Origin of the sequence: Mesorhizobium sp. M7A.F.Ce.TU.012.03.2.1 (assembly GCF_004006095.1) — a bacterium.
In the GTDB taxonomy this organism is placed as follows: domain Bacteria; phylum Pseudomonadota; class Alphaproteobacteria; order Rhizobiales; family Rhizobiaceae; genus Mesorhizobium.
On the sequence record NZ_CP034779.1, the window covers coordinates 4,279,581 to 4,296,528 of the forward strand.

General features: G+C 63.4%; 15 protein-coding genes. 12 read left to right on the forward strand and 3 right to left on the reverse strand.

Annotation, left to right across the window (positions count from 1 at the left end; all coding sequences use genetic code 11):
- Positions 1 to 62 precede the first annotated feature (62 nt).
- The 9 genes from ftsZ to EJ079_RS20940 all read left to right on the forward strand — a co-directional run bounded on the left by ftsZ (position 63) and on the right by EJ079_RS20940 (position 11,293).
- Positions 63 to 1,745, forward strand: coding sequence for a cell division protein FtsZ (ftsZ, locus tag EJ079_RS20900; RefSeq protein ID WP_127809995.1), 1,683 nt, complete (start codon positions 63 to 65; stop codon positions 1,743 to 1,745).
- Between the two features lie 281 nt (positions 1,746 to 2,026).
- Complete coding sequence (gene lpxC / locus EJ079_RS20905; protein WP_023813134.1) at positions 2,027 to 2,977, forward strand: UDP-3-O-acyl-N-acetylglucosamine deacetylase; 951 nt, start codon at positions 2,027 to 2,029, stop codon at positions 2,975 to 2,977.
- Positions 2,978 to 3,241: 264 nt separating this feature from the next.
- Positions 3,242 to 4,111, forward strand: a complete 870-nt coding sequence (locus EJ079_RS20910) for an outer membrane protein assembly factor BamD (protein WP_127809996.1) — start codon at positions 3,242 to 3,244, stop codon at positions 4,109 to 4,111.
- 118 nt (positions 4,112 to 4,229) lie between these two features.
- A complete protein-coding gene (gene recN / locus EJ079_RS20915) occupies positions 4,230 to 5,903 on the forward strand; it encodes a DNA repair protein RecN (RefSeq protein WP_127809997.1) in 1,674 nt (557 codons plus the stop codon).
- Between the two features lie 111 nt (positions 5,904 to 6,014).
- The gene (gene ligA, locus EJ079_RS20920) at positions 6,015 to 8,219 is read left to right on the forward strand and encodes an NAD-dependent DNA ligase LigA (protein ID WP_127270946.1); all 2,205 of its coding nucleotides are present in this window, start codon (positions 6,015 to 6,017) and stop codon (positions 8,217 to 8,219) included.
- Complete coding sequence (locus tag EJ079_RS20925) at positions 8,219 to 8,911, forward strand: TIGR02453 family protein (RefSeq protein WP_127811380.1); 693 nt, start codon at positions 8,219 to 8,221, stop codon at positions 8,909 to 8,911. The genes ligA and EJ079_RS20925 overlap by 1 nt, the downstream gene beginning before the upstream one ends.
- A gap of 111 nt (positions 8,912 to 9,022) precedes the next feature.
- Positions 9,023 to 9,751, forward strand: coding sequence for an AzlC family ABC transporter permease (locus tag EJ079_RS20930; protein WP_127809998.1), 729 nt, complete (start codon positions 9,023 to 9,025; stop codon positions 9,749 to 9,751).
- Entirely contained in the window at positions 9,748 to 10,044 is a 297-nt protein-coding gene (locus tag EJ079_RS20935; RefSeq protein WP_127809999.1) for an AzlD family protein, read from the forward strand. Before EJ079_RS20930 ends, EJ079_RS20935 begins: the two co-directional genes overlap by 4 nt.
- Positions 10,045 to 10,396: 352 nt before the next feature.
- Entirely contained in the window at positions 10,397 to 11,293 is an 897-nt protein-coding gene (locus EJ079_RS20940; protein ID WP_127396438.1) for a LysR family transcriptional regulator, read from the forward strand.
- Here the strand turns inward: EJ079_RS20940 and EJ079_RS20945 are convergent.
- The 3 genes from EJ079_RS20945 to EJ079_RS20955 all read right to left on the reverse strand — a co-directional run bounded on the left by EJ079_RS20945 (position 11,283) and on the right by EJ079_RS20955 (position 14,727).
- A complete protein-coding gene (locus tag EJ079_RS20945) occupies positions 11,283 to 13,127 on the reverse strand; it encodes an aminopeptidase P family protein (RefSeq protein ID WP_127810000.1) in 1,845 nt (614 codons plus the stop codon). The two genes, EJ079_RS20940 and EJ079_RS20945, sit on opposite strands and share 11 nt — an antisense overlap.
- 138 nt (positions 13,128 to 13,265) lie before the next feature.
- The gene (locus EJ079_RS20950) at positions 13,266 to 14,138 is read right to left on the reverse strand and encodes a 50S ribosomal protein L11 methyltransferase (protein ID WP_127810001.1); all 873 of its coding nucleotides are present in this window, start codon (positions 14,136 to 14,138) and stop codon (positions 13,266 to 13,268) included.
- A gap of 10 nt (positions 14,139 to 14,148) precedes the next feature.
- Positions 14,149 to 14,727 carry an SCO family protein gene (locus EJ079_RS20955; RefSeq protein ID WP_127810002.1) on the reverse strand — a complete coding sequence of 193 codons (579 nt, stop codon included), beginning with the start codon at positions 14,725 to 14,727 and terminating at the stop codon, positions 14,149 to 14,151.
- Positions 14,728 to 14,914: 187 nt separating this feature from the next.
- On the opposite strand from EJ079_RS20955, the gene EJ079_RS20960 reads away from it, so the two are divergent.
- The 3 genes from EJ079_RS20960 (at position 14,915) to EJ079_RS20970 (ending at position 16,947) form a co-directional block, all read left to right on the forward strand.
- Positions 14,915 to 15,433: a CreA family protein gene (locus tag EJ079_RS20960; protein ID WP_127395906.1), complete on the forward strand. Its 519-nt coding sequence runs from the start codon at positions 14,915 to 14,917 to the stop codon at positions 15,431 to 15,433.
- A 142-nt stretch (positions 15,434 to 15,575) separates the two neighbouring features.
- Entirely contained in the window at positions 15,576 to 16,217 is a 642-nt protein-coding gene (locus tag EJ079_RS20965) for a DapH/DapD/GlmU-related protein (protein ID WP_127810003.1), read from the forward strand.
- 304 nt (positions 16,218 to 16,521) lie between these two features.
- Positions 16,522 to 16,947: a low affinity iron permease family protein gene (locus tag EJ079_RS20970; RefSeq protein WP_127810004.1), complete on the forward strand. Its 426-nt coding sequence runs from the start codon at positions 16,522 to 16,524 to the stop codon at positions 16,945 to 16,947.
- Position 16,948 lies beyond the last annotated feature (1 nt).

The following is a 16,948-nucleotide window of genomic DNA, read 5'->3' on the forward strand; positions in this document are numbered from 1 at the left end:
CGGGGACAGCCCCATAGGCGGCCGCGGCGGCGAAGCGGCGTGAAAGGCAAAGGACGGAGACAATGACCATCAATCTGCAAAAGCCGGACATCACCGAGCTTAAGCCGCGCATCACCGTGTTCGGTGTCGGCGGCGGCGGCGGCAATGCCGTCAACAACATGATCACCGCCGGTCTGCGCGGTGTCGAGTTCGTGGTGGCCAACACCGACGCGCAGGCGCTGACCATGTCGAAGGCCGGCCGCCTGATCCAGCTCGGCGCGCACGTCACCGAAGGCCTTGGCGCCGGCTCGCAGCCGGAAGTCGGCCGTGCGGCGGCGGAAGAGTGCATCGATGAAATCCTCGATCACCTGACCAACACCCATATGTGCTTCGTCACCGCCGGCATGGGCGGCGGCACCGGTACGGGTGCTGCTCCGGTCGTCGCCCGCGCAGCGCGCGAAAAGGGCATCCTCACCGTCGGCGTCGTCACCAAGCCGTTCCACTTCGAAGGCCAGCGCCGCATGAAGACGGCCGATTTCGGCATCGAGGAATTGCAGAAATGCGTCGATACGCTGATCGTCATCCCCAACCAGAACCTGTTCCGGCTGGCCAATGACAAGACCACCTTCGCCGATGCCTTCGCCATGGCCGACCAGGTGCTCTATTCCGGTGTCGCCTGCATCACCGACCTGATGGTCAAGGAAGGCCTGATCAATCTCGACTTCGCCGACGTCCGTTCCGTCATGCGCGAGATGGGCAAGGCGATGATGGGCACCGGCGAGGCTTCCGGCGAGGGCCGCGCGATGGCCGCCGCCGAAGCGGCGATCGCCAACCCGCTGCTCGACGAGACCTCGATGAAGGGCGCCAAGGGCCTGCTGATCTCGATCACCGGCGGCCGCGACCTGACGCTGTTCGAAGTCGACGAAGCGGCGACCCGTATCCGCGAGGAAGTCGACCAGGACGCCAACATCATCCTGGGTGCCACTTTCGACGAGGAACTCGAAGGCGTCATCCGCGTCTCGGTGGTTGCCACCGGCATCGACAAGTCGGCGGCTGAAATCGCCGCCGCGCCGATCTCGATCCGCACGGCGCCTCCGAAGCCGGCCAGCCGCCCGGCGGCTCAGATCGCGGAGGTTCGTCCGGCGCCTGTCCAGCAGGCGGCATACGAGCCACGTGCCCTTGACCCGGTCGCGGAAGCCATCCATCTGGCCGAAGCCAATGCCGCGGCCATGGCGCAGGCGCGCCCGGCCCCGGTCGCCCACGCTGAAGATTTCCGCCCGCAGAGCAAGATCTTCCAGGCACCGCCCGCCCAGCCGATGCCGCAGCCGGTGGTCCAGCAGATGCAGCCGGCCCCGCAGCCGCGCGAGATGCTGCAGCGCGAGGCGCCGCAGCCGGTTGCCATGGCGCCGCAGCGCATGCCGCGCGTCGAGGACTTTCCGCCGGTCGTCAAGGCCGAGGTGGATGCCAAGAGCCGCCCGGTCGACCACGAGAACAACAGCGGACCGATGGGCCTGCTGAAGCGCCTCACCAATGGCCTGACCCGCCGCGAGGAAGAACCCGCACGGCTGCAGCCAGCGCAGCCGCGCGAGCCCAAGCTGCGCCAGGCCGCGCCCGAAGTGCGCCGTCTTGCCAGCCAGGATGCGCAGCTCTATGCGCCGCGCCGCGGCCAGCTCGACGATCAGGGCCGCCTGACGCCGCAGGTGAGGACGACTCAGGAAGACGATCAGCTGGAGATTCCGGCGTTCCTGCGCCGCCAGGCCAACTGATTGGTAAACGGACTGTAACATTTGTTAACAGGCAAGCGAGGAATCGCTTGCCTGTTAATGTTTTAAATGATGTGATTTCAACGACTTACCAAGTCGCACTCATTCCATTTCGCGGTTACACAGAGTAAGAAACCGTGATTTGGAGTCTCCCTGACGGGACATTATCTTCGCTGCCTACCATCATCGGTTTGCCGGGATTTCGGGGGAAGTCACCCTGCCAGCCGATTCACACAAGAGCCGCGCCCTCGGGCTGGAGAAGCGGACCTAGGCATTACGGGCTTATGGGGATTGTCTTGCACGACTATCAGACGACATTGAAGACGCGCGCGTCGCTTACCGGCACCGGCGTCCACAGCGGCAAGGAAGTGTCCATCAGCTTCGTGCCCGCGGATGCCGACACCGGCATCGTTTTCCAGCTTTTCAACGGTGCGGAGCAGGGCCGCGAGTTTCGTGCCCTGGTTTCGGAAGTCGGCGCTACCGACCTGTGCACCATGCTTGGTGATCCCGCCGGCGAGCATATCGCCACGGTCGAGCACATCATGGCGGCGCTGTTTGGGCTCGGCATCGATAATGTCGCTGTCGAGATCGATGGTTCCGAGGTTCCTATCTTCGATGGCAGCGCCATGGCGTTCGTCGAAGCCATCGATCAGGCGGGTATCGAGACGCTCTCGGTCAAGCGGCGCTATATCAGGGTCATCAAGCCGGTCCGCATCGAGAACGGCGCCTCGTGGGCGGAGTTTCGGCCCTATGACGGGACCCGTTTCGAGATCGAGATCGACTTCGAAAGCCCGGCGATCGGTCGTCAGCTGTTTGCCTCCGACCTCAATGCCGATATTTTCCGTCGTGACATCGCGCGCGCCCGCACCTTCGGCTTCATGAAGGATGTCGAGCGGCTGTGGGCCGCAGGCTACGCGCTCGGTTCCTCGCTGGAGAACTCGCTGGTCATCGGCGACGACAACCGCGTCATCAATATGGGCGGCCTGCGCTACCCTAACGAATTCGTGCGACATAAGACGCTGGACGCCATGGGCGACCTGGCGCTGGCCGGCGCCCGCTTCATCGGCTGCTTCCGCTCCTATCGCGGCGGCCACAGGATGAATGCCGCGGCCCTGCGCCGCCTGCTGTCGGACCGCACGGCGTTCGAGATCGTCGAGACGACGCGCCGTGAGCGTGGCCGCAGCGCCGAGATGAACGCCGTCAATGCGCCACTCTACGCACCCTGGATGATCTGATTTCCCAGGGTTTTTTCGGGTTCCATGGGTGATAGCGAATGTTGCAGGAATGCACCACCCGCCAGTGAAATTGCATTGATGTCCAAGTGGCGTCCGGCCGCCACAAAAATGCGCGATTGGCCGGAGATAGCGTTGCCGGGCAAGGCGGTTATGGTTTATGGCTGCTGCCGTCGATTAATGCATGTCGTTCAAAAGTGGGGACCAGTTTTGAAACAATGGCATGCAACTGGCATTGAAATAGCGCCGAAAGGGCGAGATCCAATCATGTTCTTCAAGCGAGTTGGTCAATTGAAAGCACCGCAGAGGGCTGTTTTCCTGGTGCTTTCAGTAGTTGTTCCATCGCTCTTTCTGTCGGCCTGCATGTCGTCGGAGAAAGATATCGACCTGTCGACCTATGTCGAGCAGACCGAGCCGGCCGATGTTCTCTATAATCAGGGCCTTGCCAATCTCAATGCCGGGCGCCTGCAGGAGGCGAGCCGCAAGTTCGACGCAGTCGACCGCCAGCATCCCTATTCGGAATGGGCCCGCAAATCGATGGTTATGGGCGCTTTCGCCGACTATCGCCAGGGCAATTACGATGAGGCGATCGGCTCGGCCAAGCGCTATCTCACGCTTTACCCGTCGACCGATGACGCCGCCTATGCGCAGTACATCATCGGCTTGAGCTACTACCGTCAGATCAAGGACGTGACGCAGGACCAGAAGGAAGCGCGTCAGACCGTCCAGACGATGCAGGATCTGGTCACGCGCTGGCCAACATCGGAATATGTCGACGACGCCAAGGAAAAGATCCGCTTTGCCAACGACCAGTTGGCCGGCAAGGAAATGCAGATCGGCCGCTACTATCTTGAGCGGCGTGAATACATCGCTGCCGTGAAGCGCTTCCGCACCGTGGTCGAGAACTATTCCAACACCCGCCATGTCGAGGAGGCGCTCGCCCGCTTGACCGAAAGCTATTACGCGATGGGTCTGACCTCGGAGGCACAAACCGCCGCCGCCGTGCTCGGCACCAACTACCCCGACAGCCCATGGTACAAGGATTCCTACAAGCTCTTGCAGAGCAATGGGCTTGCACCGCGCGAGAATGCCGGGTCGTGGATATCCAAAGCCGGGAAGATGATCACCGGCGCCTGACGTATGAGCATCGACTGAAGCGCCACAGCGCTTTTCGGATTGATCCGGTGCTCAAACAAAAAGATAGTGCGGCGCTGCGACTGCAAATGGTCGCGTGCCGTTCTAGATTCGGGTTCTGATGCTTTCCAGACTGTCGATCCGCGATATCGTCCTGATCGAGAAGCTGGATATCGACTTCCAGCCGGGCCTTTCGGTGCTGACCGGCGAAACCGGTGCCGGCAAATCCATCCTGCTCGATGCCCTGTCGCTGGCGCTCGGAGCGCGCGGCGACGCGTCGCTGGTGCGCCATGGCGCGGCACAGGGCCAGGTCATCGCCGTCTTCGACGTGCCGCGCAATCATCCGGCCCGTACGCTGCTTGCCGACAATGCGATCGAGGATGATGGCGACATCATCCTGCGCCGCCTGCAGACGGCGGACGGCCGCACCCGTGTTTTCGTCAACGATCAACCTTCAAGCGTCACCCTGATGCGCGATGTCGGGCGCGCGCTGGTCGAGATCCACGGCCAGCATGACGAGCGCGCGCTGGTCGATCCCGGAGCACACCGCGAGGTGCTCGACGCTTTCGGGGGCCATCTCGGCGCCGTCCGCTCGACCGGCGAGGCATGGCGGCACTGGCGCGCCTGCGAGCAGGAGCTGTCGCGCCACCGCGCCAAGGTGGCGGCGGCCGCGCGCGAGGCCGACTATCTGCGCGCGGCGGTGGCGGAATTGACCAAGCTCGATCCGCAGCCGGGCGAGGAGACCGACCTTGCCGAATTGCGCGCGTCTATGATGCGGGCCGAAAAGATCGCTTCCGAAATCCATGACGCGCAGGATGTGCTGTCGGGCCCATCTTCGCCCCTGCCGCAACTGGCCAGCCTGTTGCGGCGGCTGCAGCGCAAGGTGACGGAGGCGCCCGGCCTGCTCGACGATGTCGTCAAATCGCTCGACGAGGCGATGCTGTCGCTCGACGCGGCGCAATCGGGCGTCGAGGCAGCATTGCGCGCCACCGAATATGATCCGCAGCGGCTGGAGAAAGCGGAGGAGCGGCTGTTTTCGCTGCGCGCCGCCTCGCGCAAGCACAGCGTCGCCGTCGACGATCTGGCGCAGCTGCGCGACACGATGTCGGCCGATCTCGCCGATCTCGATGCCGGCGAGGAGCGCCTGCGAGGGCTGGAAAAGCAGGCCACCGCTGCGCGCGAGACCTACGACATTGCCGCCGCGCAGCTGTCCTCGCTGCGTCATGCGGCGGCGGTAGGCCTGACCAAGGCCGTGATGGCCGAACTGCCGGCCCTGAAGCTCGAACGCGCCGCCTTTATCGTGGAAATGAAGAGCGAGGCCGAGAGCCGTATGGAAGAGGGGATCGACCAGATCGAATTCTGGGTGCGCACCAATCCAGGCACGCGGCCCGGGCCGATGATGAAAGTGGCCTCTGGCGGCGAGCTTTCGCGCTTCCTTCTGGCGCTGAAGGTGGCGCTGGCCGACCGCGGTTCGGCGCCGACGCTGGTGTTCGATGAAATCGACACCGGTGTGGGCGGCGCTGTCGCCGACGCCATCGGCCAGCGGCTGGCGCGACTGTCGAAGCGCGTCCAGGTGCTGTCGGTGACGCATGCGCCACAGGTGGCAGCACGCGCGGCGACGCATTTCCTGATCTCCAAATCCGGCACCACCGACCGTGTCGCCACCGGCATCGCCGAGATGGACCGGCCGGCGCGGCAGGAAGAGATCGCTCGCATGCTGGCCGGCGCCACCATCACCGATGAAGCGCGCGCGGCCGCCGAACGGTTGCTGCGCGAGAACACCACAGCTGCATAAGAACAGCTGATGTCAGGGATCGAGTCAGGATATGGCTCCATCCTGCTGTTCAGGAATGATTTTCCTAAAATCCTGATCTATTGTGTAGCGCCACCGTTCGGGGAAGAAAGCATGTCCGAAAAACCAGTTGATGCCCTGACCGAAAGCGAGGCCGAAGCCGAGCTGAAGCGGCTGGCGGAAGAGATCGCCGAGCACGACCGGCGCTACCATACCGAAGATGCGCCTGTTATCACCGATGCGGAGTATGATGCGCTGGCACGGCGCAACCTTGCCATCGAGGAGCGCTTTCCGGCGCTGGTGCGCGAGGATTCGCCATCGCTCAGGGTCGGAGCCGCTCCGGCGGAAGGCTTTACCAAGGTGCGCCATGCCGTGCCGATGCTCAGCCTTGCCAAGGCCTATACCGACGATGACGTCACGGATTTCATCGAACGCGGGCGGCGGTTCTTCGATCGCGACAAGGAGCTCGACATCGCCTTCACAGCCGAACCGAAGATCGACGGGCTGTCGGCTTCGCTGCGTTACGAAAACGGTGTGTTCGTGCAGGGCGCGACGCGTGGCAACGGCGCCGTTGGCGAAGACATCACCGCCAATTTGAAGACGATCGCCGATATTCCAGCGAAGCTGAAAGGCTCGGGCTGGCCCGAAATCATCGAGATCCGCGGTGAGGTCTACATGACCTATGCGGAATTCGAGGCGCTGAAGCAGCGATCGGCTGCGGCCGGCGGCCAGGACTACGTCAATCCGCGCAATACGGCGGCCGGATCGCTGCGCCAGAAGGATCCATCCGTCACCGCCAGCCGCAACCTCAAATTCTTCGCCTATGCCTGGGGTTACACGACGGCTGATCCCGCTCCGACCCAATATGATTCGGTGCAGAAATTCGCCGAGTGGGGGTTCAAGATCAGTCCGCTGATGGTGCGGGCGAAATCGGCCGAGGAGCTGATCGCGCATTATCATCGGATCGAGGAGCAGCGCTCGGCGCTCGGCTACGATATCGACGGCGTCGTCTACAAGGTCGACCAGCTGGAGTTGCAGCGCCGCTGGGGTTTCGTCACCGGCGAACCGCGCTGGGCGGTCGCGCATAAATTCCCGGCCGAACAGGCGATGACGACCGTGCAGAAGATCGACATCCAGGTCGGCCGTACCGGTACGCTGGCGCCGGTTGCGCGGCTGGCGCCGGTCACAGTCGGCGGCGTCGTGGTCGAGAACGTCACGCTGCACAATGAGGACTACATCAAGGGCCTGGACTCGACCGGCGAGCCGATCCGCGACGGCATCGATGTGCGCATCGGCGATACGGTCGTGATCCAGCGGGCAGGCGATGTCATTCCGCAGATCGTCAGCGTCGTCATCGACAAGCGGCCTGCTGATGCGGTGCCTTACGAGTTCCCTCACACTTGCCCGATCTGCGGCTCGCCGGCGACGCGCGAGATCAACGAAAAGACCGGCAAGGAAGATTCCCGCCGGCGCTGCACCGGCGAACTGATCTGCCCGGCGCAGGCGGTGGAAGGATTGCGCCACTTCGTGTCACGCGGCGCCCTGGACATCGAAGGCCTCGGCGCGGAGAACATAGACACGTTCTTCAATGCGGGATTGATCAAGACCGCCGCCGATATCTTCACGCTCAGGGATCGCCGTCCGGCCGTCACCAGGGCGCTGGCCGAACGCCGCGAGGAGCAGGCGAGGCAGCGCGAGGCCGCATCGGGCAAGACGCGCAAGAATGTGCGCAGCGTCGAGGATCGCAACTATGAGGGCCTCGACAAGCTGTTCGCCGCCATCGACTCGCGCCGCGAGCCGGAGCTCGACCGTTTCATCTTCGCGCTCGGCATCCGGCATATCGGCGAAACGACGGCCGCCGTGCTTGCCCGCACCTTCTCGACCATCGAGGAGATGATCCGGGTCGGCAAGGAGACAGCGGCAGCGGAGGATCCACACACGGTTTTCCCCTCGGTCAACGGCATCGGCGATACCGTGATCGATGCGTTGCGCGACTTCTTCGGCAATGAGCGCAATGACGACGTGCTTGACGCGTTGCTCCGCCAAGTCAAGCCGAAGCCGTATATCGTCAACGTCTCGGCCGACAGCGAGGTCGCCGGCAAGACGGTCGTGTTCACGGGCTCGCTGGAGAAGATGACACGCTCCGAAGCCAAGGCGATGGCGGAGCGCCTGGGCGCCAAGGTCGCGGGCTCGGTTTCGGCAAAGACGGATCTGGTGGTCGCCGGGCCGGGTGCCGGCTCCAAGCTCAAGCTTGCCAGCGAACTCGGCATCGAGGTGATCGACGAGGATGGCTGGCTGGTACGGATCGGCAAGGCGTGATGGAAGGCGCATTCAAGGGTTTCGGCCCGAAAGCCATTCCGTTCCTGAAGGCGCTGGATTTCCACCAGAGCCGAGAGTGGTTTTTAGAAAACCGCGACCTGTTCGAAAAGGAGCTGCGTGATCCGCTCAGTGATCTGGTCGACACGCTGACCGAGCGTTTCGCGGAGGCCGGACTCGGCCTGCGCGGCGATCGCAAGAAGTCGCTGTTCCGGATCAATCGCGACGTGCGCTTCGCCAAAGACAAGCGGCCCTACAACAGGCATTTGTCGGCAATCCTGTCGCCCGACGGCACCAAGATGGAGCAGGGTGTGTTCTACGTGCATATCGGGCTTGAGCGCTGTTTTGCCGACATTGCCTGGTGGCAGCCGGAGCCGGCGCTGCTGCTGGCGATGCGCAAAGCCATCGCGACCAAGCCGGACAATTTTCGCGGCCTGGTGGCGGCGTTGAAGAAGAACCGGCTTGAACTCGATACCGAAGGCCGTATGAAGCGTACGCCACGCGGCTTCGAGGAAATCAGCGATCCCGATCTGGTCGCCGCCATCCGCCACCGGCATTTCTATGTCCAGCATGTCATCGATCCGGCGGGAATCCATACGGCTGATCTGGTCGACGAGCTCGTCGATTTCACCTTGCGCGCCAAGCCGCTGCTCGACTGGGGCAGGGCGATCGAGGGCAAAGGTTCGCTTGACTAGCCTTCGGCTCCGGTAACCCGACGATCATTTCCGCTGATCGTTTGGCTCAAGCGAATTCGTGTGACAAGGCAGGCAGCGCTTCCTACATCAGGCCCTGATCAAGGAGAGGCCATGTCGGCGCAAGCAATTTCCAAGAGCGGCGATAAAAGCGATTTCTGGCAGGGCGTGCGGCTGTCGATGCCTGTCGTGGTGGCGTCGGCGCCGTTTGCGGTGCTGTTCGGCGCGCTCGCCGTCGACAATGGCTTCTCGGTCCTGGAAGCCTTCCTGATGAGCGCGCTGGTCTATGGCGGCGCCAGCCAGATGGTCGGCATCCAGCTGTTCGGTCAGCATGTGGCGCCGTGGCTGATCGTGCTGTCGATCTTCGCCGTCAATTTCCGCCACGTGCTCTATTCCGCAGGCATCGGCCGGCGCATCGCGCACTGGCCTGTCATCCAGCAGGCACTTGGTTATTTCATCCTCACCGATCCGCAATTCGCGGTAGCCGAAGCGCGGGCGCAATCGGGCCGGACAGTCGGCTTTGCCTGGTATCTGGGACTTGGCCTGCCGGTCTATCTGTTCTGGATCGTCGAAAGCGCGCTTGGCGCACTGTTCGGCAAGCTGATCCCCGACACGCATGCGCTCGGCATCGATTTCCTGCTGCCGATCTATTTCCTCGGTCTCGTGCTGGGCTTCCGCAAGCGGCCGCTGTGGCTGCCGGTGGTCATCGCCAGCGCCGCCGCCTCGATCATCGCCTATAAGACCGTGGGCTCGCCCTGGCATGTCTCGATCGGCGCTGTTGCCGGTGTGCTGCTGGCGGTCATCCTGCCTCCCCATCACAGCGGCGTAAAGGCACGGCCATGAGCACGACCTTCTGGATCATCATCGCCGGTGCGGTCGCGACCTATCTGACGCGCATCGGCGGGCATCTGGTCATCTCCCGCTTCGAAACAATCCATCCGCGCGTCGAGGCCGGTCTCAACGCCGTGCCGGCGGCGGTGCTGACGACGCTGGTGGCGCCGGAACTGTTGAATGCCGGGCCGGCGGAGTGGGCGGCACTGGTGGTCACCGCGCTGGTTTCGCTGCGCGGCGGGCTGATGGCAATGTTCTTGGCGGGTGCGGCGGTGCTGATCATCGCCCGGCAGTTCGCCGGCTGACTTTTTGTCTTGGTCAGTCCACGTATGCTCACCAACGCGGCGCCGACACATGTAGTGATCGAGGCAATAATTCCTGTCAGGCGCTTCTTGAAAATCGAAGCGATCCACACCGCGCTCAGCCGAATTGCCTCCGATCTCTCCTGATGGGCGTGACGCACAAGGTTGGTGTAAAGGGCGTCGCGCTGCATCGGAGTCAATGCGCCAAGATCGATCGGCCAGGGGCCGAGAGGTTCAGGTGACATTTCCATCTCCCGTGGACGCCCGGATCGGCGTCGATAACAGGCGATTTACGCGCCGTTGATCATCCGATAAAATGAATTATTAAGATCATTTTATTCTCCGGGAGAGATGTATGGATTTGGCCGACCTTCGCATCTTTCGCATGGTGGTGCGCGAGGGCGGTATCACCAAGGCGGCGGAAAAGCTGTTTCGCGTGCAGTCCAACGTGACCACTCGCATCCGGCAGCTTGAAGAGGATCTGGGCGTGCGGCTGTTTATCCGCGAAGGTAAGCGGCTGCAGGTGTCGCCCGCCGGCCTAAGGTTGGTTGTCTACGCGGACCGGTTGCTGGCGCTTGCCGAGGAAGCGCGAACGGCGGTCCTCGATCCGCGCCCACGCGGTAAGCTGCGACTTGGCGCTATGGAGAGCACCGCCGCGGCTCGGCTTCCTGGCCTGCTCGCCGAGTACCACGCACGCTATCCCGAGGTGGAGATTCAACTGCGCACCGGCAACCCGCAGGTTCTCGCGGCCGCCATGCTCGCCGGCGAAGTCGACGCTGCGCTCGCGGCCGAGCCGCTCGCAGACGCTCCATTCGAGAAGCAGGCTGCATTTCGTGAGGAATTGGTCATTGTCTCTGCGGCATCGCGCGGTTCGATTGAGGACCGCAGCGACATGCCCAAAACCATGATAGCCTTCGAGCATGGCTGTCCACATCGCAGGCGGCTGGAAGAATGGTATGCGCGCCGAGGCTTCATGGCCGAGCAAATCGTCGAGCTCGGTTCATATCATGCGATGCTCGGTTGCGTGGCGGCCGGCATGGGCATAGCGCTGATGCCCAAAAGCGTGCTCAAGGGCTTCCCTGAAAGTGGCAGGCTGCAGGTGCATGAACTGCCTTCGGACGAGGACAGTGCCCTGACGGTATTGTTTTGGCGCAAGGGAGCCGGCTCTCCCAACGTCCAGGCTTTGCGGGAGCTGCTTGCGGAGCAAGGCTCCCCAATACCAAGCAAGGTTTCCGCCGCGGCTACTGCTTGAGATCGTGCGGCAATGGCGCGGTGGCCTTTCCTAGCCAGGCCAGCGTCTCGCCGTCGAGCATCGGCCCGATCTCGGCCAACACGCGTGCATGATATGCGTCGAGCCAATGCAGCTCGTCGCGCGTCAGGAGGTCCGACTGCACCAGCCTGGTATCGATCGGCGCCAGCGTCAGCGTCTCGAAGCCGTGCATGGCGATGTCTCCGCCCTCGATCTCTTGCGCCGGCGTCACCAGGATCAGGTTCTCGATGCGGATGCCGTAGGCGCCTTCCTTGTAGTAGCCCGGCTCGTTGGACAGCATCATGCCTTCGAGCAGCTTTTCGGTGCCGGTGCGGGCGATGCGCTGCGGCCCTTCATGCACCGCCAGATACGAGCCGACGCCATGGCCGGTGCCGTGGGCGAAGTCGCAACCGTGCTTCCACAGCGCCATGCGCGCGACGGCATCGATCTCGGAGCCGCGCGTGCCGGAGGGAAAGCGCAAGGTGGAAGTGCCGATCATGCCTTTCAGTACCAGGGTGAAGCGTTCGCGCATCTCCTGCGTCGGCTGGCCGATCGGCACGGTGCGCGTGATGTCGGTGGTGCCGTCCTGATACTGCGCGCCGGAATCGAGCAGGAACAGTTCGCCGGCCTGCAGCTTGCGGCTGGTGGCGCGCGACACGCGGTAATGCATGATGGCACCGTTCGGACCGGCGCCCGAAATGGTGTCGAAGGAGACATCGCGCAGCGGCATCTGCGTTTCCTCGCCGGTCTGCCGCCGCGTCTCCTCCAGCCGGGTGACCACCGATATCTCATCGAGCGATCCGGGTTTTTGCCGCTCCAGCCAGCACAGAAGCTTCGCCACGGCCGCACCGTCACGCCGATGCGCGGCGCGCGAGCCGTTGATCTCGGCCTGGTTCTTGGTGGCGCGCGGGATGCGGGCGGGGTCTGCTGCTGCAACGACGGCGCCGCCATTGGCCTCGACCAGCATGCGCAGCCGGTCGGCCGCCAGCACCGGGTCGAGCGCGATTTTCGCGCCACTCTTGGCAAGGGCGACGATCGCGGCTTGGAATTCGCCGGGCCCATGCGGCTCGGCGAGTTGGGTGAGATAGGCCGCGACCTGGCGCGAGAATTTGCGCTTATCCATGAAAAGCTGGTGCGACCCATCGGCGGCAAGAATGGCGAAGCCGAGCGCCAGCGGCGTGTGCGGCACGTCGCCGCCGCGGATGTTGAAGGCCCAGGCGATGGAGGAGGGGTCGGTCAGCACCGCATGGGTGGCGCCGTCCTTTGCGATCGCCGCCGCCAACCGCGCGAGCTTGTCCTTGGCGAGTTCGCCGGCAAAGCCGATCGGGTGAAGTTCGACCGGGGCCACCGGCGCGTCGGGCTGATCCTTCCAGATGATGTCAATCGGGTTCTTGTCGAGCGGCACCAGCACGGCGCCTGATTTGTCGGCCGAGGCCTGCAGCGCCTTGACCTCGCTGATCGTGTGCAGCCATGGATCGAAGCCGAGCCGTGCGCCCTTGCCAAGATTGTCTTTCAGCCAGACAGCCGGCGGATTGTCGACCAGGCTTTCGATCGAAAAGACGTCCAGGTCGACCTCGCTGCGCACCTGCAGCGTGTAGCGCCCGTCGACAAAGACGAAGGCGCGGTCGCGCAGGACGATGGCGACACCGGCCGAGCCGCTGAAGCCGGTCAGCCATTTCAGCCGCGCCGAACGGTCGGCGACATATTCACCCTGGTGCTCGTCGGCGCGCGGCACGATGAAACCATCAAGCCCGTTGGCTTCAAGCCATTGGCGCAGGAGCGCCACGCGCGGTTTGCCGACGGCCGGGTCGCCGGCGGAATCGAAGGTCTGGAACATTGTGGGCCTCCTGATATCCGCGGGACCGTAGCCTATGGACTGGGAAATCGGAATCGATTTCCGGCTGCGCGCAACCTGCTACAGCATCGCTGGACTGACAACCGGGGGAACTTGGTCCAAGCTCGGTCGGTCCCGGGCTCAATGCTTGAGGTGGATCGTCACCCAGCCCTCGCGGTGCAAGGTTCTGACATGGCGAAAATTCTGGCCGACATAGGCCGAGATGACGGCGTCGCGCTGGCGGTCGAGGATGCCTGACAGCACGATCGAGCCGCCGAGCGCGATGTGGCCAGCCATTTGCGGCGCCAGCCGCATCAGCGGCCGTGCCAATATGTTGGCGACGATCAGATCGAAGGGCGCGCGCCTGCCGAAGATCGGGTGGTGAAAGCCCGGCGCCGTTGCCGTTTCCACCAGTGCCTTGACGTGGTTGAGCCGCGCATTGGCGGCAGCCACCCGCACCGCCACCGGATCGATGTCGGTGGCCAGCACAGGAATATGCGCCAGCTTGGCGACTGCAATCGCCAGCACCGCGCTGCCGGTGCCGAGGTCGAGCGCATTGCGCGGATGCTCGCGCCGGACCACTCTTTCCAGCATCTCCAGGCAGCCGGCGGTGGTGCCGTGATGGCCGGTGCCGAAGGCGAGGCCGGCCTCGATCTCGATGGCGAGTTCGCCGCTGTGGCGTTTCCTGCGGTCATGCGCGCCGTGGACGAAGAAACGTCCGGCACGCACCGGCTTCAGCTCTTCCAGCGAATGCGCCACCCAGTCGATGTCGGGCAGGGCCTCGCGCTCGATCGGCTTCGACAGGGAAAGGCCGGCAAGGATGTCGTTCAAGCGGGTCTCGACCGCATCGACGTCGCCATCGGCATAGAGCGACACTTCGTGGATGTCCTTGTCCTCGTCGACCTCCAGGACGGCGATCGGCAGCCCTTCTTCCTCGAAGGCTGCCTCAAGCGCCGCGAAAATGCTGACGGAATCGGTCTTTCCGGTGGTGAAGTAGAGGCGCGTCTGGGTCATGAAATGGTTATCAGCTTTTCGCCGCCAGCCGCTTCAGCTTGGCGATGGCCGTATCGGCGCTTTCGCCATAGGCGATTGTGCCGGCAAAGTCGCCATTGGCGTTGAGCAGCAGCACCGAGGCGGTGTGGTCCATCGTGTAGTCGCCGTCGCCGGTGTCGACCTTCTTCCAGTAGATGCCGAACGACTTGGCCATGGCATGGACCTTGTCGGGAGCGCCCGTGATGCCGACGATGCGGTCGGAGAAATTGCTGACATAGGCGTTCATCACTTCCGGCGTGTCGCGCTCGGGGTCGACCGAGACGAAATAGGCGTGCAGGTTCTTGCCGTCGTCGCCGAGCGTCTTCAGCCAGCCGGCCAGTTCGAACAGCGTGGTCGGGCAGACCTCGGGGCAATGGGTGAAGCCGAAGAAGACGACGCTGGGCTGACCCCTGAAGGCAGCCTCGGTGATCGGCGCGCCTTTCTGGTCGACTAGGGTGAAGGCAGCGCCGAAGGGCTCGCCGCCATAATGGCCGCGGTACCAGTCGAAGGTCAGCCAGCCGATACCGGCGGCCATCAGGACGAGAATGCCGACCAGGATAGAACGCATCATCAGAAAAGTCCGTCTGCAGAAATCATCGCGCGGCTCAATGCCGCGCCTGTGCGACAGTCTTAGCGGTTCGGCCTCGCACAGGCAAAGTGCCGCGTTGCCGCAACCGCAGTGGTGTCGACCTATCTGCTTGCAAAGCCGGGCTGCTCGCCCCACCTGTGACCGGCAACTCGAACCGCAGGAGGCTCCCTTGCCACGACTGATTGGGCACGGATCGATTGGGCGAAAACTGATCGGCGGCGCCTTGGCCGCGTGTGTTGTCGTTGGCGCCGGTGCCGCGGTCGCCGAGGAAGTCGGCAAGGTCGGAGTCGACTGGCTCGGCAACGACATCATCGTCGAGGCGATCAAGGATCCGAAAGTGGAAGGCGTGACCTGCCACGTCTCCTATTTCGATCGCGGTATCATCGATCGCCTGCACAAGGGCAACTGGTTCGAGGATCCGTCCGATTCCTCCATCTCCTGCCGCCAGACCGGCCCGATCACGATCGGCGACATCGACATGAGCGAGGGCGGCGAGGAGGTGTTCAAGCAAGGCATCAGCCTGATCTGGAAGAAGCAGGTGGTGAACCGCATCTACGACAAGCCCAATGAGACGCTGATCTATCTCTCGCATTCGCGCCAGGTGCAGAACGGCTCGGCCAAAATGTCGGTCACCACCGTGCCGCTCTACGGCCAGAACGTGGTGTGGAGCAAAGGCAAGCCGCAATAGGCTGCTCAGTTCCTTCCGGAACCGGCCGGACGAATGGTCCCGCTTGCGGGACCATTCGTCCGGCGAATCCTTGCTGGGAAACGATCTGAGGGGCGATTGGTCCCGCTTGCGGGACCAATCGCCTAGGCGTAAAGCCGCCGGCATGGACCGTTCCGAAAACCTCGTCCCGAAAGACCCTGAGCCGCGTATCCATCCGACCGCGGAGCTGAAGGCGTGTAAGCTCGGCCGCTATGCCTCGATCGGCGAGCGGGTGGTGCTGCGCGAGGTGAATGTCGGCGACTTCTCCTATTTTGAACGCCACTGTGAAGCGATCTACACGACGATCGGGAAATTCTGCTCGATCGCCGCCAACAGCCGCATCAATGCGCTGGAGCATCCCATAGAGCGGCTGACCCAGCACAAGCTCAGCTACCGGCCGAACGAGTATTTTCGCTGGCTGGGCGTCGATGCCGCCTTCCGCGAGCGGCGGCAGGCGAAAGCCGTGACCATCGGCCATGATGTCTGGATCGGCCACGGCGCGGTGATCATGCCTGGGGTCGCCATCGGCAACGGTGCCGTCATCGGCGCCAACGCCGTGGTGACACGTGATGTGCCGCCCTACGCGATCGTCGCCGGCGTGCCGGCGAAGGCTCTCCGGCCACGCTTCGCTCCGGATATCACGGCGCGGATCGAAGCTCTCGCCTGGTGGGACTGGCCGGTCGAAAAGCTGGCCAGAGCGGTTCCCGACATGCAGGCCATGCCGATCGAAACGTTCCTCGATCGCTGGGAAAACGACGCCGTCTGACCAGTTCAAGTGCGTAGCGTTGAGACGGAGTCGGGCGACGCGCTTCAAGGCCCGCCGGACTGAAACCCCTTCCGCCATGCGGGGGTGGCGCAGCGGAAGGGGCTGGAGTTAAACCGCTGTGAAGCGGAAGGAACAGGCACTCTCGCCTGCAGGGTCATTGTGACATTGGACCCATAAGGTGTGTTTTCCAGGCTATTCTCCCTATGCGTGTAGGCAATTGTACCTGGAGGTATTTGCTTGCATCGGGAACCTGAAACGGTCGCTGATTGTTCTCATCGCGCCGCAGCGTTGAGGATTTCGATAGATGGAAAAGCATTTCACCAAGGTCGCCAACTGGGTCGCCCGCATAGCCGGCCTGCCGCCGACATTCGCCCTCTGTTGCCTGATCGTCATCGTCTGGGCGGTGAGCGGCCCGTTCTTCGGCTTTTCGGACACCTGGCAACTCGTCATCAACACGGGCACGACCATCATCACTTTCCTGATGGTCTTCCTGATCCAGAACACTCAGAACCGCGATGGCGCGGCAATCCAGGCCAAGCTCGACGAACTGATCCGGGTCGGCAAGGGCCACAACCACTTCATCGGCATCGAACATCTGACCGAATCCGAAGTCGAGGAAATCCGTGCCAAATGCGAGCGTGCGGCAAAGCGGCATGACGAACAGATCGCCGACACGGCGGCGAAGAAGGCTGTGGCGAGGAAGCGCGGGTCGAAAAAGCAGGCGGCCTGAA

What these genes read in the sequence shown, in the direction of transcription:
- ftsZ (WP_127809995.1), top strand. Translation starts at nt 63, where the DNA reads ATGACCATCAATCTGCAAAAGCCGGACATCACCGAGCTTAAGCCGCGC.
- lpxC (WP_023813134.1), top strand. Translation starts at nt 2,027, where the DNA reads ATGGGGATTGTCTTGCACGACTATCAGACGACATTGAAGACGCGCGCG.
- EJ079_RS20910 (WP_127809996.1), top strand. Translation starts at nt 3,242, where the DNA reads ATGTTCTTCAAGCGAGTTGGTCAATTGAAAGCACCGCAGAGGGCTGTT.
- recN (WP_127809997.1), top strand. Translation starts at nt 4,230, where the DNA reads ATGCTTTCCAGACTGTCGATCCGCGATATCGTCCTGATCGAGAAGCTG.
- ligA (WP_127270946.1), top strand. Translation starts at nt 6,015, where the DNA reads ATGTCCGAAAAACCAGTTGATGCCCTGACCGAAAGCGAGGCCGAAGCC.
- EJ079_RS20925 (WP_127811380.1), top strand. Translation starts at nt 8,219, where the DNA reads ATGGAAGGCGCATTCAAGGGTTTCGGCCCGAAAGCCATTCCGTTCCTG.
- EJ079_RS20930 (WP_127809998.1), top strand. Translation starts at nt 9,023, where the DNA reads ATGTCGGCGCAAGCAATTTCCAAGAGCGGCGATAAAAGCGATTTCTGG.
- EJ079_RS20935 (WP_127809999.1), top strand. Translation starts at nt 9,748, where the DNA reads ATGAGCACGACCTTCTGGATCATCATCGCCGGTGCGGTCGCGACCTAT.
- EJ079_RS20940 (WP_127396438.1), top strand. Translation starts at nt 10,397, where the DNA reads ATGGATTTGGCCGACCTTCGCATCTTTCGCATGGTGGTGCGCGAGGGC.
- EJ079_RS20945 (WP_127810000.1), bottom strand. Translation starts at nt 13,127, where the DNA reads ATGTTCCAGACCTTCGATTCCGCCGGCGACCCGGCCGTCGGCAAACCG.
- EJ079_RS20950 (WP_127810001.1), bottom strand. Translation starts at nt 14,138, where the DNA reads ATGACCCAGACGCGCCTCTACTTCACCACCGGAAAGACCGATTCCGTC.
- EJ079_RS20955 (WP_127810002.1), bottom strand. Translation starts at nt 14,727, where the DNA reads ATGATGCGTTCTATCCTGGTCGGCATTCTCGTCCTGATGGCCGCCGGT.
- EJ079_RS20965 (WP_127810003.1), top strand. Translation starts at nt 15,576, where the DNA reads ATGGACCGTTCCGAAAACCTCGTCCCGAAAGACCCTGAGCCGCGTATC.
- EJ079_RS20970 (WP_127810004.1), top strand. Translation starts at nt 16,522, where the DNA reads ATGGAAAAGCATTTCACCAAGGTCGCCAACTGGGTCGCCCGCATAGCC.